Origin of the sequence: Streptomyces hygroscopicus (genome assembly GCF_026168105.1) — a bacterium.
Classification (GTDB): domain Bacteria; phylum Actinomycetota; class Actinomycetes; order Streptomycetales; family Streptomycetaceae; genus Streptomyces; species Streptomyces hygroscopicus_D.
Genome location: NZ_LBMW01000049.1, coordinates 13,718 through 30,394 on the forward strand (window position 1 = coordinate 13,718; position 16,677 = coordinate 30,394).

Consider the following 16,677-nt stretch of genomic DNA (forward strand, 5'->3'; position numbering starts at 1 on the left):
CCTTTGGAAGTGTCGGACAGTGCGGTGGGGCGAGTGATGTCTACTTGGCTGCGCCCGCGGTGAGTCCGGCGACGATGCGGCGCTGGAAGACGAGAACCATGATCACCAGGGGAACGGTGACAAGAACGCCTGCCGCCATCTGGCTGCCGAACGGGGTCTCGAACTGGGTGGCACCGGAGAACTTGGAGATGGCGACGGGTGCCGTCTGCATCCCGGGCTTGTTCGTCATCGACAGCGCGATGAGGAACTCGTTCCATGCGGCGATGAAGGTGATGATCGCCGTGGTGAAGACGCCCGGCGCGGCCAGCGGAATGATGATCTTGCGGAACGCCTGGCCCCGGGTGCAGCCGTCGATCATCGCGGCCTGCTCCAGCTCGTCGGGCATCTGCCGGAAGAACGTGGTCAGGTTCCATACGGCCAACGGCAGCGCGAAGGACATGCTGGGCACGATCATCGCCTGGTAGGTGTTGATCCAGCCGATGTCGGTGAACAGCTTCAGCAGCGGGACCACGATCGACACCACCGGGAACATCGAGGTGGCGATGATCAGCGTCAGGATCAGCCGCTTGAACCGGAACTCCAGCCGGGCCATCGCGTAGGCGGTGAACGTGGCCAGCAGCAGCGCCAGCGTGGTGGTGGTGCCGGCGACGACCAGGCTGTTGAGCAGGGCCCGGGTGAACCCCTGGGACGGGTTGAACACCGCGCGGTAGTTCTCGAACGACACCGGGGAGGGAAGCAGCGAGGTGTCGAAGATGTCGGATGTGCGGCGCAGGCTGGAGACGAGCATCCAGTAGAAGGGGGCCAGGCAGTAGGCCACCACCGCGACGACACCCGCGTACAGCAGCCAGGTGCGCCACTTCGCCGAGGCGGTCATGCCGGCACCTCCGTCACGCGCATGGCCGTCGCACGTCGCCGGCGCCCGCTCCGGCTCGCCGCCCTGGCTGCCCGGTCGCCGACGACATCGGCACCCAGCAGCCGGACGAAGCCAAGCGCGATGAGGAAGACGTACAGGAAGAGGATCACCGCGTATGCCGCGGCCGGTCCGAAGCGGACGTTGGACGCCTCGTTCTGCGCGAGCATGGACAGGGTCTCCACCGAGGTCTTCTGCGCGCCGACGAGGATGTAGGGCAGGTCGAACATGCGCAGTGCGTCCAGGCAGCGGAACAGCACCGCCACCAGCAGCGCGGGCTTCACCAGCGGCAGGGTGATGTGCCAGAACTGGCCCAGCGGGCCCGCGCCGTCGATCCGGGCCGCCTCGTAGACCTCCTTCGGGATCACCTGCAGTCCGGCCAGGACCAGCAGCCCGATGAACGGGGCCGTCTTCCAGACCTCGGCGATGATCACCGCGACCTTGGCGTGGAAGCCTTCGGTGGTCCACAGGATCTGGTGCCCGATGATGGCGTTGGCGACGCCGTTGCTGTTGAAGATCCACCGCCAGAGCAGGCCGGAGATGGCCGTGGGCACCGCCCAGGGTATGAGGATGCCGGCCCGCACCAGGGCCCGGCCCCGGAACGCCTTGTGCATGATCAGGGCCATCGCCACACCGATCAGCGTCTCCAGCCCCACCGTGACGACGGTGAAGAACGTGGTGTTCCAGAAGGCGTTCCAGAACCGGTCCCCGGCGGCGCCGAGGATGTCGGCGTAGTTCCGCAGTCCCACGAACGGCTCGGTGGTGCGGATGAATCCGGTCGCCGGGTCCAGCCCCTTCGGGCCGTACAACGACTCCCTCAGCGCCATGATCGTCGGATACAGCACGACGATCGACAGCACGAGGAGCGTCGGGGACACGAGCAGGGCCGCCATGCGCCCCGGACCCGAGGGTGCCGTGATCCGCCCGCGTCGGCCCATCGGCGCGCGGGGCCGCCCGGATCGGCCGCCGGCCTCGCTGCCGGTTCCGTGCTCGGCCGTCCCGGGCGGGACCTTGGTGTGGACCATGTCCCCGCTCCTTACTGCGCCGTGGAGTTCTGCAGGGCCTTCTGCAGATCCTTGAGCGCCTGCGCGCTGTCCTTGCTGCCGGACAGAGCGGCGTAGGCCTCCTGCTGGACCGCCGACGTCACGTCGCCGTACTGCACCACACGCGGACGCGGCACGGCATGCAGGATCGACTGCTTGAGCACGGGCAGGTACGGGTACTGCTGGTCCAGCGACTTGTCGTCGTACAGGTTCGCGTAGGGCGGGGCGAGGGAGGCGTCCTTGAGGAACGTGCCCGCGCTGTCCTCGTTGGTGAAGAACTTCATGAAGTCGAGGGCGGTGGCCTTGTTCTTGGCGAAGGACGACAGGGCCAGGTTGTGGCCGCCCAGGCTGGAGGAGCCGGGCCCGTTCAGACCGGGCAGTGGCGCGACCGCGAACTTCCCCGCCACCTTGCTCTTCTCGGCCAGCGAGTACATGTAAGGCCAGTTGCGCAGGAAGACCAGCTTGCCGGCCTGGAACGCCTGACGGCCGTCCTCCTCCTGGTAGGTGATGGCTTCCTTGGGAATCGTGCCGTCCTTGAAGGAACCGGCGAGGAAGTCCAGGCCCTGCTTCGCCGCGGGGGTGTCCACGTCGGCCTTTCCGTTGGCGTCGGTGACGACACCGCCCGCGGAGTTCACGGCCTCGGAGAAGTTCACGGTCAGGCCCTCGTACTTCTGGAACTGCCCGGCGTAGCAGGACATGCCCTGGCCCTCGGGCAGCTTCTTGACCTTGGCGCAGTCGGCCTTCATCTGTGACCAGGTCGCCGGGGGCTCGGCGATGCCGGCCTTCTTCAGCAGATCGGAGCGGTAGTACAGCATCCCGCCGTCCGAGCTGGCCGGGGCCGCGTACAGACCCCCGCGGTACTTCGCCGTCTCCACGACCGGCTTGAGCATCTTCTGCAGCGGGAACTGGTCGGCGGGCAGACGGTCGATCCACTGGTGGGCGGCGAACTCCGACGTCCACACGACGTCGAGGGAGAGCAGCGTGTAGGCGTCGGACTTCGTCTCCGCGTTCTGGATCATCTGCTGCCGCTGCGAGTCGGCGTCCGTCGGCAGCTGTACGAAGGTGACCTTCTCGTTGGGGTGCAGCTGGTTCCAGCGGTCAATGACCTTCTGGACGACGCCGGAACTGTCCTTGCCCGCGGCGTACGTGATGGGGCCACGGCCCTTGAACGACGTGCTCCCGGCCTGTTCTCCCGAGCCGCTGCCGTCGGACGAGCCACAGGCGGTGAGGAGGAGCCCGGCGGCGAGAAGCGTTGCCGAGCACTGAACTGCTCTGGTGGTTCTGGTCTTCACTGTCTTTTCTCCTGGTCGTGCGGAACCGAAGGCGCGGCTGACAGTGCTGTCACGGCGTTCTGTGCATGGAACACGCAGGTCAAGACATCCTGGGATGGCATCACGGGAACGGCTTGCACCCCGTCGAGACAACGCTTGCACGCTAGGAGTGCCCCTTGGTGAAGTCAATGCGTAACTTCCCGGTAGCAAGGGCAATTTTAGATGCTCTGTGCAGATTAAGTATGTGCAAAACGGTCGAAATCCCCGCGTATGGGAGTCGTGAAAGCGCTGTCTCAGCGGGTCTCGCAAAAGACCGCTTCTGTGCTAACTTCCGCCTATGCCACCAGCCCAGCGACACCCCACGATGGCCGACGTCGCCGAGCGGGCAGGCGTCTCCGCGTCCACCGTCTCGCGCACCCTTCGGGGCCTGACGACCGTGTCACCCGATGTCCGCGCCCGGGTCGAACAGGCCGCCCGCGAACTGAAGTTCGCGGTCTCACGGCAGGCCGCGAGTCTGGTCACCGGCAGGACCGGGGTCGTTGCGGTGCTCGTGCCCACGCTCAACTCGTGGTTCATGGGCTCGGCGTTGTCCTCCCTGGGCCCGTATCTGCGCGCGTCCGGCATGGAATTGAACGTCTACGTGATACCCGACCTGGCCGAGCGCACCTCGTTCTTCGAGCGTCTGCCGGCCCGGCGGAACGCCGACGCGCTGCTGGTGTTCGGCTTCGACCTCACCGACGAGGAGACGACCCGCCTGGACGACCTCGGGATGCCGGTCATCTACGTCAGTCAGCACGCCGATGGCCGGCCGAGTGTGTACGTCGACGACGTGGCCGGAGCCTGCAAGGCCACCCGCCATCTGCTCAACCTGGGGCACCGCCGGATCGCCTTCGCACCCACGGTGGCGGCCAGCGGGTTCAGCTTCAGCTCGCGCGAGCGGCTGCTCGGCTACCGGCAGACGCTCACCGAGGCGGGCATACCTCTGGACGACGAACTGGTGGTCACCATGTCGGCCGAGGACAAGCGCGGCGTCGCCGAGGGGGTCGGGCGGCTGCTGAGCCTGCGGGAGCCGCCCACGGCGGTCTTCGCCGAGTACGACGAGCTGGCCGTATGCATCATCTCGACCCTGCGCAAGGCGCGGATCGAGGTGCCCGAGCGCATGTCCGTCATAGGGTTCGACGACCATCAGATGTCCGAGTGGATCGACCTGTCCACGGTGGCGCAGTCCCCCTCGGACATGGGCCGTATCGCCGGTGAACTGGCCCTGAAACTCATCGACGACGCCGCGGCGGACCACGCGCGGCACATCATCCTGCCCACGTACCTGATCCCCCGGGCCACCACCGCCCCGGCACCCCGCCCGCAGGGCGAGCAGGAGGAGGCCGACGGGTCCTCGTCGCTCTGAGGGCCGCCCACCCCCGAGCGGTCTCCACGGCTGCAACGGTTCCGTTTCCCTCACCGCGCCCCTCCGTGCCGCGTGAGAGCAACGTTCCCTTGCGGTCACTCGCAGCCACAGGGCGGAAACCCGTTCTCCTTACCTTCGGGACTCATCACCGCGTACGACACCCGGGCACCGGAGAACCGTGGAGGCGTCATGACAGCCCCGAGCACAGCCCATGCATCGAGCAGGCCAGGCCGCTGGATCGAACACTGGGACCCGGAGGACGAGGCCTTCTGGAGCGAGACCGGGGAGAAGACCGCCCGGCGGAACCTCTTCTTCTCCGTCCTGTCCGAGCACATCGGGTTCTCGGTCTGGACCCTGTGGTCGGTGCTCGTGCTGTTCATGGGCCCCAAGTACGGGCTGAGCCCCGCCGACAAGTTCCTGCTGACCTCCATGGTCACGCTCGTCGGCGCCGTCGTACGCGTGCCCTACACCTTCGCCGTCGCCGTCTTCGGCGGGCGGAACTGGACGATCATCTCCGCGAGCCTGCTGCTGGTCCCGACGATCGCGGCGTTCACCGTCATGCACCCCGGCACCTCCTTCTCCACCTTCCTGTGGATCGGAGTGCTCGCGGGAATCGGCGGCGGCAACTTCGCCTCCTCCATGACCAACATCAACGCCTTCTTCCCGCTGCGGAAGAAGGGGTGGGCCCTCGGACTCAACGCGGGCGGCGGCAACATCGGCGTGCCCGTCATCCAGCTGGTGGCGCTCGCCGTCATCGGGGCCGGCGGCGGACCGCGTGTGCTGCTCGGGATCTACATCCCGCTCATCGTCGTCGCGGCCGTGCTCGCCGCCCTGTTCATGGACAACATCGCGTCCGTGAAGAACGACACCGGCGCCGCCAAGGACGCGGCGAAGGACGCCCACACCTGGATCATGTCCGTCCTCTACGTCGGCACCTTCGGGTCCTTCATCGGGTACAGCTTCGCCTTCGGGCAGGTGCTCCAGAACGAGTTCGGGCGGACCCCGCTCCAGGCGGCGTACCTCACCTTCATCGGCCCGCTGCTCGGCTCCCTCGTCCGTCCCGTCGGCGGCCGGCTCGCCGACCGGTACGGCGGAGCGAGGATCACCCTGTGGAACTTCGTCGCCATGGCCGCCGCCACCGGGGTCCTGGTCGTGGCCGGCATGCGGAAGTCGCTGCCGCTGTTCGTGGCCGTGTTCGTGGTGCTGTTCGTGCTCAGCGGGCTCGGCAACGGGTCGACGTTCAAGATGATCCCGGGGATCTTCCAGGCCAAGGCCGTCGCCCAGGGGCTGCGCGGCGAGGATGCGGTGGCCTACGGCCGGCGGCTGTCCGGGGCCTCCATGGGGCTCATCGGAGCCGTGGGCGCGCTGGGCGGCGTCGGCATCAACCTGGCCTTCCGGCAGTCCTTCCTCTCCTACGGCTCCGGCACGGGCGCCTTCGTGGCCTTCCTCGCCTTCTACGCCGTCGCCTTCGCGGTCACCTGGGCCGTATACCTTCGCCGCCCGGCCGCCGAAGCGCAGGCCACAGCTGCGAACTCGGAGGCGAAGCCGCAGCTCGGCTATGCCGAAGTCTGACGTAACACCGCTGACACGAAGCCGAACCGGGCCCGTCACGCACCGTTGACAGGCTCGATCGGCATGCAGGTCAGACCGGTTCGACCGGTGCGACGACTCGAGTGCGGGACGAGAGCCATGTACGACAACCAGCAGCGACCAGAACACGGCCCGCTCGCGGGGTTCACCGTGGGTGTGACGGCCGCGCGGCGCGCCGAGGAGCTGGGCGCCCTGCTCCAGCGACGTGGCGCGACCGTCCTGCATGCCCCGGCCCTGCGCATCGTGCCGCTCGCCGACGACGGTGAACTCCTCACCGCTACCAAGGAGTTGATCGACCAACCGCCGGAGGTCGTGGTCGCCACCACCGCGATCGGCTTCCGCGGCTGGATCGAGGCCGCCGACGGCTGGGGACTGGGCGAGGACCTGCTCGACCGGCTGCGCGGGGTGCGGCTGCTCGCGCGCGGCCCCAAGGTGAAGGGCGCGATACGGGCCGCCGGGCTGACCGAGGGGTGGTCGCCCCCCTCCGAGTCCATGGCCGAGGTCCTCGACCGGCTGCTGGAGGACGGTGTCGACGGCAGTCGCATCGCCGTCCAGCTGCACGGCGAGCCGTTGCCCGGCTTCGTGGAGGCGCTGCGGGCCGGGGGCGCCGAGGTGGTCGGGGTGCCCGTGTACCGGTGGATGCCGCCGCAGGACATCGCGCCCCTCGACCGCCTCCTCGACGCGGCCGTCACCCGTGGCCTGGACGCGCTCACCTTCACCAGCGCGCCCGCCGCCGCGTCCCTGCTCTCGCGCGCCGAGGCACGCGGGCTGCTGCCCGAACTGCTGGCCGCGCTCCACCACGACGTGCTGCCCGCCTGCGTCGGACCCGTCACCGCGCTTCCGCTCCAGGCCCTGGGCGCCGACACGGTCCAGCCCGAACGCTTCCGGCTCGGCCCGCTCGTCCAGTTGCTGTGCCAGGAACTGCCCGGCCGCGCTCGGGTGCTGCCGATCGCCGGCCACCGGGTGGAGATCCGCGGGCAGGCGGTGATGGTCGACGGAACGCTGCGGCCCGTGCCGCCCGCCGGGATGTCCCTGCTGCGCGCCCTGTGCCGACGGCCCGGCTGGGTGGTCGCCCGGGCGGAACTGCTGCGGGCACTGCCGGGCGCCGGGCGGGACGAGCACGCGGTGGAGACGGCGATGGCCCGGCTGCGTACGGCGCTGGGGGCGCCCAAGCTGATCCAGACGGTGGTCAAACGCGGCTACCGGCTGGCGCTCGACCCGGCGGCCGACTCCAAGTACGCCGACGTGTGAGACGTCCGGGGCCTTCCCGGAGCGGGTGAGGGCAGGCACTGTAGGGGGTACGAACGGGGATACGAACCCCGGACACCCTCTCGCGGACACGTCCCCTCGGCGGCCCCCACCGGCCGCCGCTCGTCACGGCGACTCCAAGGCGGTGACAGGCACATGGCATCGGGCACGGCCACGGCCTCGTACGAGCTGCGGTTCGACTCCGGGCGGATCTGCCTGGACCTGCTGGCGACGGCGCATCCCGCGGAACGGCTGGACTCGGTGGAGCGATTGCGGGCGTGGATCAGCGGGGTCGGGCTGGTGCCGGCGGGTACTGCGCTGATCGGGGCCGACGCGGGGTGGCTGGCGGCCTTCCGTGAACTGCGCGGACATATCGGGCAATTGGTGCGCGGAGAGCTCGAGGGGCGGCCCTCGGACGGGGCGCTCGCGCAGGTCAACGCGGTCGCGCGGCAGACGCCGCCCGTGCCGTGCGCCGTCCGGACGGAGGACGGTGCGCTGATACGGCGGCTGCGCGCGCTGCCGGGCCGCGAGGAGCTGCTGGCCGCGGTGGCCCGGGAGACGATCGAGCTGCTGACGGACCCCGGGGACCGGGCGATCCTGCGGCAGTGCGAGGGTGACAACTGCCCCCTCGTCTACCTGGACACGTCCCGGGGGCGGCGCCGCCGCTGGTGCTCCAGCGAGGTGTGCGGCAACCGCGAACGAGTGGCCCGCCATCGCCGCCGAGCAGCGCTGTCCCGCGCATAGGCGGTCCCGGTGTCGAAAGAAGACCCTCGGAGCGAAATGGGGGTATTCGTAGAACTCGCGGAAAACGGGCAAGTCATGGCGAAAAGTGGCTGAATAACGATGGTCGGGGCCGACGTCTCGACAGTTTCTCCATTCGGGTCCAGCCAAATTTTCACAAGGTGATCAAGGTGGGGCCCGGGAGTGAAGCTTCCGGTGGCTGTGACCTGCGTCTCCTCGCCGCCGATGCCGTATGTCCCCTTGGGGGAGAAATGGGTGCCCAGGAGGCGTGTCTTCCACACCTCTTCCAAGAAAATTTCGGTGTCACTTTGAACACGGCGGCCCTCCTCTGCGTACTCGGATATGAGCGACCGACTGGGGGAACCCCCGGACACCGGAGGTAGGCGTGCGCAAGGATTCCGCCGTGGCTGATGAACGAAGGCCCAGGGCCCGACATCGCATGACCTCGTCCTCGGCGTCCTCCTCGACGGAGCCCGACGAGGAGCTGATGCGTGCCCTGTATCGAGAACACGCGGGACCACTGCTCGCCTACGTACTCCGCCTGGTCGCCGGAGACCGGCAGCGCGCCGAGGACGTTGTGCAGGAAACACTCATCCGTGCCTGGAAGAACGCCGGCCAGCTCAATCGAGCGACCGGTTCGGTACGCCCCTGGCTGGTGACGGTCGCCCGGCGCATCGTCATCGACGGCCACCGCAGCCGGCAGGCCCGGCCGCAGGAGGTCGACCCGTCGCCGCTGGAGGTCATCCCCGCGGAGGACGAGATCGACAAGGCGTTGTGGCTGATGACACTGTCGGACGCGCTGGACGACCTGACCCCGGCTCACAGGGAGGTCTTGGTCGAAACGTACTTCAAAGGGCGTACGGTCAATGAGGCGGCCGAAACGCTCGGCATCCCCAGCGGAACGGTGCGCTCCAGGGTGTTCTACGCCCTGCGGTCCATGAAGCTCGCACTGGAGGAGCGGGGGGTGACGGCATGAGCAATATGTACGGGGGATACGGCACGGGTGGCCCGGGACCGGGCGCCGTAAGAGGTCCCCAAGGACAGGGCGACATCCATGAAACCGTCGGTGCCTACGCCCTCGGGATCCTGGACGACGCCGAGGCGACCGCTTTCGAGGCCCACCTCGCCACCTGCGACTGGTGCGCGCAGCAGCTCGACGACCTCGCCGGGATGGAGCCGATGCTGGCCGCGCTCGCGGACATGCCCGGCAGCCAGGGCACCCCGGCCATCGGCGAGTCCTTGTCCGCGAAGCCCAGCCCACGGCTGGCCGAACGGCTGGTCGACGAGGTCTCCGAGCGGCGTGCCCTGAAGCGCCGGCGCGGCTTCTACCTCGTCGCGGCGGCGGCCGCACTGATCATCGGCGGCCCGCTCACCGTGATGGCGGTGAACGGCGGCGGCAGCGGCGGCGGCGCCACCGACCCGATGGCTGCCGGTCCGGCCAAGCAGGCGTTCCAGGTCATGACCGACAAGTTCTCGGCGACCGACCCGGGCACCAAGGTCAACGCCGTGGTGGCGATGGAGCCCCGGGACTGGGGCACCCACGCCGTCCTTCAGCTGAAGAACGTCAAGGGCCCGCTCAAGTGCTCCCTGATCGCCGTCGGCAAGAACGGCGAGCGCGAGACGGTCACGTCCTGGTCCGTCCCGAAGTGGGGCTACGGCATGCCGAACGCCAAGACGGAAGAGGCGAAGAACCCGCTCTACGTGCACGGCGGCGCCGCCTTCACGCCGAACGAGATCGACCACTTCGAGGTCATGACGTTCGACGGGAAGCGGTTGGTGGAGGTGAACGCATAGGCGTTCCCGCACCTGCCTGAGCACCTCCCGCGGCATACGTACGAGCGTGCCGCGGGCCGACGCGTGCGGGGGCCCGGAGCAGGCCGTAGCCTCTTCGGGCCCCCTTCGCGTACGGTGGACGGCTGCCCAGCACGTAAGAAGGGGGCCCGGTGGCCGCTCAGGTTCAACAGGAAACCGCGTTCGGCCCGGTCGGCAAGTCCGCACACGACTCGCTCCGAGACCGGGAGATCGGCGTCGAACAGGAACACCTCGACCGGGTGTACCGGCGCCTCGAGGAGAAGATCCACGAGGCGGAGTTCCTGATGAACGACGCCGCCAAGCGGGGCCAGGTCGGCACGCCCGGTGCCCTGGCCGAGCGGGACGCCCAGGTCTTCAGGGCCGGCATCCATCTGAACCGGCTCAACAACGAGTTCGAGGACTTCCTCTTCGGCCGGATCGACCTGCTGCTCGGCAAGGACGGCAAGAAGGGACCGGACGGCGCGTACACGGCCGTCGAGCCCGCCGACGGCGCGGTGCGCCCCGACAACACCGCCGACATCGCCGAGACCCTGCACATCGGGCGGATCGGTGTCCTCGACGAGGAGTACGCACCCCTCGTCATCGACTGGCGGGCACCCGCCGCGGCCCCCTTCTACCGCTCCACACCGGTCGACCCCGGCCGGGTCGTGCGCCGCCGGGTCATCCGTTCCAAGGGCCGCAGGGTGCTCGGTGTCGAGGACGACCTGATGCGCCCCGAGCTGAAGGCGACCCTCGACGGCCGCGAACTGCCGGTGATCGGCGACGGCGCCCTGATGGCCGCCCTCGGCCAGGCCCGTACCCACACCATGCGGGACATCGTGGCGTCGATCCAGGCCGAGCAGGACATGGTGATCCGCGCCCCCGCGGCCTCCGTGACATACGTCGAGGGCGGCCCCGGCACCGGCAAGACGGCCGTCGCCCTGCACCGGGCCGCCTACCTCCTCTACCAGGACCGGCGCAGATACGCGGGCGGCATCCTGATCGTCTCGCCCACGCCGCTGCTGGTCGCGTACACCGAGGGGGTGCTGCCATCCCTCGGCGAGGAGGGCCAGGTCGCGATCCGCGCCATCGGCTCGCTCGTCGACGGCGCCGGGGCCACCCTGTACGACTCCCCGTCCGTGGCCCGTGCCAAGGGCTCGTACCGCATGCTCAAGGTGCTGCGGAAAGCCGCCCGCGGGGCCCTGGAGCTGAACGATTCTCCGAGCCGGCTGAGGGTCGTCGCCTTCGGCCGCCGGATCGAACTGGAGGCTGATGAGCTGGAGCGGATCCGGCGCAACGCCCTGAGCGGCACCGCCCCGGTGAACCTGCTGCGCCCCCGCGCCCGCAAGCTGCTCCTGGACGCCCTGTGGGCGCGCTCCGGCGCGGCGGGCCGGCACACCGACCCGGAGCTGGCGGCCGAGTTGCGCTCCTCCTTCGACGAGGACGTCAGCTCCGAGGACTCTTTCCTGGCGTTCCTGGACGCCTGGTGGCCGGAGCTGACCCCGCGGTCCGTTCTGGACGCGATGGCCGACGAGCGGCGGCTGGGCCGCTGGGCACGTCGCATCCTCACCCCCGGCGAGGTGCGCAGGGTGGCCCGCTCCCTGAAGCGGGACGGGCTGTCCGTGCACGACGTGGCCATGCTGGACGAGCTGGGGGCCGTCCTCGGTCTGCCGGCCCGCCCGAAGAAGAAGCGCGAACTGGACCCGCTCGACCATCTGACCGGGCTCGAGGAACTGATGCCGCTGCGCGAGGAGTCGCAGCGTGAGCGCGCCGAGCGGCTGGCGCAGGAGCGGACCGAGTACACGCATGTGATCGTCGACGAGGCCCAGGACCTCACGCCGATGCAGTGGCGGATGGTCGGGCGCCGTGGCCGCCACGCGACGTGGACGGTCGTCGGCGACCCGGCCCAGTCGTCCTGGTCCGACCCGGACGAGGCGGCCCAGGCCCGTGACGAGGCCCTGGGCACGCGTCCGCGCCGTCGCTTCACGCTCACGGTCAACTACCGCAACCCGGCGGAGATCGCCGAACTGGCCTCGAAGGTGCTCGCCCTCGCGATGCCCGGCTCCCAGGCCCCGTCGGCCGTCCGCTCCACCGGCGTCGAGCCGCGCTTCGCGGTCGTGGAGGATGCCCTCGGGCGGACCGTCCGCAAGGAGGCCGCGCGGCTGCTCGACCTCGTCGACGGCACGGTCGGCGTCGTCGTCGCCATGAACCGGCGCGAGGAGGCGGCCCGCTGGCTGGACGGGCTCGGCGACCGGGTCGTGGCGCTCGGCAGCCTGGAGGCCAAGGGCCTGGAGTACGACGCGACGGTCGTGGTCTCGCCCGCGGAGATCGCCGACGAGAGCCCCGCGGGTCTGCGTGTCCTGTACGTGGCGCTCACCCGGGCGACACAGCAGCTGACAGTGGTCTCCGGCGAGCGGGACGAGCCGGACGCGGCCGGGCTCCCGGACCTGCTCCGGGACTGACCCGCAGTGGCCTGAAATCAACCACCGCCAGGGGAATGGCCTCACCGGATCCGTTTGTTAGCCTTGAGGTGGCACCGGCTCGATCCAAGCCCCCGGGCCCAACCTTTGTCGCTTCGAGCGACCACTTGCCGCGAGGCGAGCATGGCGGGTCGGTGTCACTGAACGTACGAGAGGTCCGCGTCACCACGTGACGCGGACCTCTCGCGTTGCCGCACCTTCGGACGCGGCCCTCTCGCGTTGACGCACTTTCGTCCCGACCCCGCTGCGCGACCACCTCTCGTATGGTGGAAGTGGCTTTCCGGAAATACCCGGTTGCGGCGAACAAAACGTTCGCAATCCGGGGCGGCTACCACGTACTCCCCGGTAGGTGCGACGATCGGACGGCAAATCCGCGACACGGTGAAAGCAGAGGAAGTCGGCCATGGCAACGGCGCCCAGCGTCTCCTACTCGATGACTATCAGGCTGGAGGTGCCCGCGAGCGGAACCGCCGTCTCGCAGCTCACCACCGCCGTGGAGTCCTCCGGAGGCTCGGTGACCGGCCTCGACGTCACCGCGTCCGGCCACGAGAAGCTTCGTATCGACGTCACCATCGCGGCCACCTCGACCTCCCATGCGCAGGAGATCGTCGAGAAGCTGCGCGGCATCGAGGGCGTGACGCTCGGCAAGGTCTCGGACCGTACGTTCCTCATGCACCTCGGCGGCAAGATCGAGATGGCGTCGAAACACCCCATCCGCAACCGCGACGACCTCTCCATGGTCTACACGCCGGGTGTGGCACGCGTGTGCATGGCGATCGCGGAGAACCCGGAGGACGCCCGGCGCCTCACCATCAAGCGCAATTCCGTTGCGGTCGTGACGGACGGGTCCGCCGTGCTGGGCCTCGGCAACATCGGCCCGAAGGCCGCGCTGCCCGTCATGGAGGGCAAGGCGGCCCTCTTCAAGCGCTTCGCCGGCATCGACGCCTGGCCGATCTGCCTCGACACCCAGGACACCGACGCGATCGTCGAGATCGTCAAGGCGATCGCCCCGGGGTTCGCCGGCATCAACCTCGAGGACATCTCCGCGCCCCGCTGCTTCGAGATCGAGGCCCGCCTGCGTGAGGCCCTCGACATCCCGGTCTTCCACGACGACCAGCACGGCACCGCGATCGTCGTCCTCGCCGCCCTCACCAATGCGCTGCGCGTGGTGGGCAAGGCGATGGAGGGCGTGCGCGTCGTGATGTCGGGCGCCGGCGCGGCCGGTACGGCGATCCTCAAGCTGCTGCTCGCGGCGGGCGTGAAGAACGCCGTGGTCGCGGACATCCACGGCGTCGTGCACGCCGGCCGCGAGGACCTGGTGCAGGCCCCCATCGACTCGCCGCTGCGCTGGATCGCCGACAACACCAACCCCGAGGGTCTGACGGGCACGCTCAAGGAGGCCGTCCGCGGCGCCGACGTCTTCATCGGCGTCTCGGCCCCGAACGTGCTCGACGGGGCCGACGTGGCCACCATGTCCGAGGGCGCGATCGTGTTCGCGCTCGCGAATCCGGACCCCGAGGTCGACCCCGCAATCGCCCGCCAGACGGCGGCCGTTGTGGCCACGGGCCGCTCCGACTTCCCCAACCAGATCAACAACGTGCTGGTGTTCCCGGGCGTCTTCCGCGGTCTGCTGGACGCCCAGTCCCGCACGGTCAACACGGAGATGATGCTGGCCGCCGCGACCGCGCTGGCGGACGTGGTGACCGAGGACGAGCTGAACCCGAACTACATCGTGCCGAGCGTGTTCAACGACAAGGTCGCCGGTGCCGTCGCCGGTGCGGTGAACTCCGCGGCGAGGGCGGCCGGGGCGTCGGCGACGGCCGAGTAGCCACCCCGTCCCGAGGCCTCCGCAGGGGCTGCGCGCGCCGGATTCGGGCGTCGTGTGCCCCATGTGCGGAAGCTGTGACCATTGCCACGACGGCCATGGGCCCGGCGCGTCGTGGAACCCGGAGCCCTGGCCGCCCTCTAGGGTGGCGGCCAGGCTCAGCCCCCAGACCTGCGATCCGTTGCCCGGAGCGGACCGAGCGTCACCGCGGTGAGGCAGTGGCGCTCTTCGTGTGACTCCCACGGGTGTTCTCACGACTCCTACGGGTGCCGGATTGGCTTTCCCGCCGCAGGTGGGGGCAGGATGCGTCTTCGGGCGCGAGGGTCTGACGACGGACCCGGGGCCGGGGACCCACCGAGGACCCTGGCAGCATCGGCTTCGACGTGCCCAGCATGCGGCTCCGCCGCGTGGCACGCCGCAACGGCAAGAAGAACACGGGAGTAACAACATGAACCGCAGTGAGCTGGTGGCCGCGCTGGCCGACCGCGCCGAGGTGACCCGCAAGGACGCCGACGCCGTGCTGGCCGCGTTCGCCGAGACCGTCGGCGAGGTCGTCGCCAAGGGCGACGAGAAGGTCACCATCCCTGGCTTCCTGACCTTCGAGCGCACCCACCGTGCCGCTCGCACCGCGCGCAACCCGCAGACCGGTGACCCCATCCAGATCCCGGCCGGCTACAGCGTCAAGGTCTCCGCGGGCTCCAAGCTCAAGGAAGCCGCCAAGGGCAAGTGAGCTTGCCGTGGTACGCCACGGGACGGCGTACGAGGCCATACCCACCGCGGGACGGCGTAACGAGGCCCGGTGACGCTCCTCGGGACGGCGTACGGGCCCAGTAAGGCCAAAGGGGCGGTCACCCTGTTCGGGTGACCGCCCCTCACGCATGCACGGCCCGCACTCGCCTCGTGCGGCCCGCACTCGCCTCGTACGGAAGCCGCCGGCCGAGGACGTGCCCGGCCGGGCGGTTGCCGCACGGCCGACAACGTGGTTCCAGGCCGGGCGGTTGCCGCCGGACTCCGCCTAGCCGAGCGCCTTGCCCGGCAGTTCGACCTTCGCGCCCAGTTCCACGAGCTTCTCCATGAAGTTCTCGTAGCCGCGGTTGATCAGCTCGATGCCGTGGACCCGGGACGTGCCCTGGGCCGCGAGGGCCGCGATCAGGTACGAGAAGCCGCCGCGCAGGTCGGGGATGACCAGGTCGGCGCCCTGGAGCCGGGTGGGGCCCGAAACGACCGCGGAGTGGAGGAAGTTGCGCTGCCCGAAGCGGCAGTCGGAGCTGCCCAGGCACTCGCGGTAGAGCTGGATGTGCGCGCCCATCTGGTTGAGCGCGGAGGTGAAGCCGAGGCGGGACTCGTAGACCGTCTCGTGGATGATCGACAGGCCCGTGGCCTGCGTCAGAGCGACCACCAGCGGCTGCTGCCAGTCCGTCTGGAAGCCGGGGTGCACGTCCGTCTCCAGCGCGATGGATTTCAGCTGCCCGCCGGGGTGCCAGAAGCGGATGCCCTCGTCGTCGATCTCGAAGGCACCGCCCACCTTGCGGTAGGTGTTCAGGAACGTCATCATCGAGCGCTGCTGGGCGCCGCGGACGTAGATGTTGCCCTCGGTCGCCAGCGCCGCCGACGCCCAGGACGCGGCCTCCAGACGGTCCGGGAGCGCCCGGTGGGTGTAGCCGCCGAGCTTGTCCACACCGGTGACACGGATCGTGCGGTCGGTGTCCATCGCGATGATCGCGCCCATCTTCTGCAGTACGCAGATGAGGTCCTCGATCTCGGGCTCCACGGCCGCGTTGGACAGCTCGGTGACGCCCTCGGCCATGACGGCCGTCAGCAGTACCTGCTCGGTCGCGCCGACGGAGGGGTAGGGCAGCCGGATCTTCGTGCCGCGCAGCCCCTTGGGCGCCTCCAGGTACTGGCCGTCCGCGCGCTTCTCGATGACCGCGCCGAACTGCCGCAGCACGTCGAAGTGGAAGTCGATCGGCCGGCCGCCGATGTCGCAGCCGCCGAGGCCCGGGATGAACGCGTGTCCCAGGCGGTGCAGCAGCGGACCGCAGAACAGGATGGGGATGCGCGACGAGCCCGCGTGGGCATCGATGTCGGCTACGTTCGCGCTCTCGACGTGCGTAGGATCGAGCACCAGCTCGCCCGGCTCCTCGCCCGGACGGACCGTCACGCCGTGCAGCTGCAGCAGCCCGCGTACGACACGGACGTCGCGGATGTCGGGAACATTGCGCAGTCTGCTCGGCGCACTGCCCAGCAGGGCGGCGACCATGGCCTTCGGTACGAGGTTCTTCGCACCGCGGACACGGATTTCGCCCTCCAGCGGGGTTCCGCCGTGGACAAGCAGGACATCGTCGTTGACGGTCATGAATCTCGCGTTCCGTG

The 16,677-nt window shown here is 69.5% G+C and carries 13 protein-coding genes; 9 read left to right on the forward strand and 4 right to left on the reverse strand.

Translation table 11 applies throughout. The features are described from left to right. Positions 1-40: 40 nt before the first annotated feature. From AAW14_RS32225 to AAW14_RS32235, 3 genes are read right to left on the reverse strand one after another with little or no spacing between them, the layout of a single operon-like run. Positions 41-874, reverse strand: a complete 834-nt coding sequence (locus tag AAW14_RS32225; protein WP_265567968.1) for a carbohydrate ABC transporter permease — start codon at positions 872-874, stop codon at positions 41-43. Next, positions 871-1,935 carry a carbohydrate ABC transporter permease gene (locus AAW14_RS32230; RefSeq protein WP_265567969.1) on the reverse strand — a complete coding sequence of 355 codons (1,065 nt, stop codon included), beginning with the start codon at positions 1,933-1,935 and terminating at the stop codon, positions 871-873. The genes AAW14_RS32225 and AAW14_RS32230 overlap by 4 nt, the downstream gene beginning before the upstream one ends. A gap of 11 nt (positions 1,936-1,946) precedes the next feature. Continuing rightward, complete coding sequence (locus tag AAW14_RS32235) at positions 1,947-3,245, reverse strand: ABC transporter substrate-binding protein (protein ID WP_265567970.1); 1,299 nt, start codon at positions 3,243-3,245, stop codon at positions 1,947-1,949. Between the two features lie 316 nt (positions 3,246-3,561). On the opposite strand from AAW14_RS32235, the gene AAW14_RS32240 reads away from it, so the two are divergent. From AAW14_RS32240 to AAW14_RS32280, 9 genes are all read left to right on the forward strand, one after another. Beyond that, a complete protein-coding gene (locus AAW14_RS32240) occupies positions 3,562-4,629 on the forward strand; it encodes a LacI family DNA-binding transcriptional regulator (protein WP_322741141.1) in 1,068 nt (355 codons plus the stop codon). A gap of 189 nt (positions 4,630-4,818) precedes the next feature. Next, the gene (locus AAW14_RS32245; protein ID WP_265567971.1) at positions 4,819-6,201 is read left to right on the forward strand and encodes a nitrate/nitrite transporter; all 1,383 of its coding nucleotides are present in this window, start codon (positions 4,819-4,821) and stop codon (positions 6,199-6,201) included. Positions 6,202-6,318: 117 nt separating this feature from the next. Further along, positions 6,319-7,470, forward strand: coding sequence for a uroporphyrinogen-III synthase (locus AAW14_RS32250; protein WP_265567972.1), 1,152 nt, complete (start codon positions 6,319-6,321; stop codon positions 7,468-7,470). Positions 7,471-7,623: 153 nt separating this feature from the next. Further along, entirely contained in the window at positions 7,624-8,211 is a 588-nt protein-coding gene (locus AAW14_RS32255) for a CGNR zinc finger domain-containing protein (protein ID WP_265567973.1), read from the forward strand. Positions 8,212-8,647: 436 nt separating this feature from the next. Then, entirely contained in the window at positions 8,648-9,184 is a 537-nt protein-coding gene (locus AAW14_RS32260; protein WP_234517176.1) for a sigma-70 family RNA polymerase sigma factor, read from the forward strand. Further along, positions 9,181-10,002 carry an anti-sigma factor family protein gene (locus tag AAW14_RS32265; protein ID WP_265567974.1) on the forward strand — a complete coding sequence of 274 codons (822 nt, stop codon included), beginning with the start codon at positions 9,181-9,183 and terminating at the stop codon, positions 10,000-10,002. The genes AAW14_RS32260 and AAW14_RS32265 overlap by 4 nt, the downstream gene beginning before the upstream one ends. A 149-nt stretch (positions 10,003-10,151) precedes the next feature. Further along, positions 10,152-12,461, forward strand: coding sequence for a HelD family protein (locus tag AAW14_RS32270; RefSeq protein ID WP_265567975.1), 2,310 nt, complete (start codon positions 10,152-10,154; stop codon positions 12,459-12,461). Between the two features lie 421 nt (positions 12,462-12,882). Continuing rightward, on the forward strand, positions 12,883-14,307 hold the full coding sequence (locus tag AAW14_RS32275) for an NAD-dependent malic enzyme (RefSeq protein ID WP_265567976.1): 1,425 nt from the start codon (positions 12,883-12,885) through the stop codon (positions 14,305-14,307). 445 nt (positions 14,308-14,752) lie between these two features. Next, positions 14,753-15,034, forward strand: coding sequence for an HU family DNA-binding protein (locus AAW14_RS32280; RefSeq protein WP_007498188.1), 282 nt, complete (start codon positions 14,753-14,755; stop codon positions 15,032-15,034). Between the two features lie 285 nt (positions 15,035-15,319). Here AAW14_RS32280 and murA read toward each other — a convergent pair whose 3' ends face one another. Beyond that, on the reverse strand, positions 15,320-16,660 hold the full coding sequence (gene murA / locus AAW14_RS32285) for a UDP-N-acetylglucosamine 1-carboxyvinyltransferase (protein WP_265567977.1): 1,341 nt from the start codon (positions 16,658-16,660) through the stop codon (positions 15,320-15,322). Positions 16,661-16,677 lie beyond the last annotated feature (17 nt).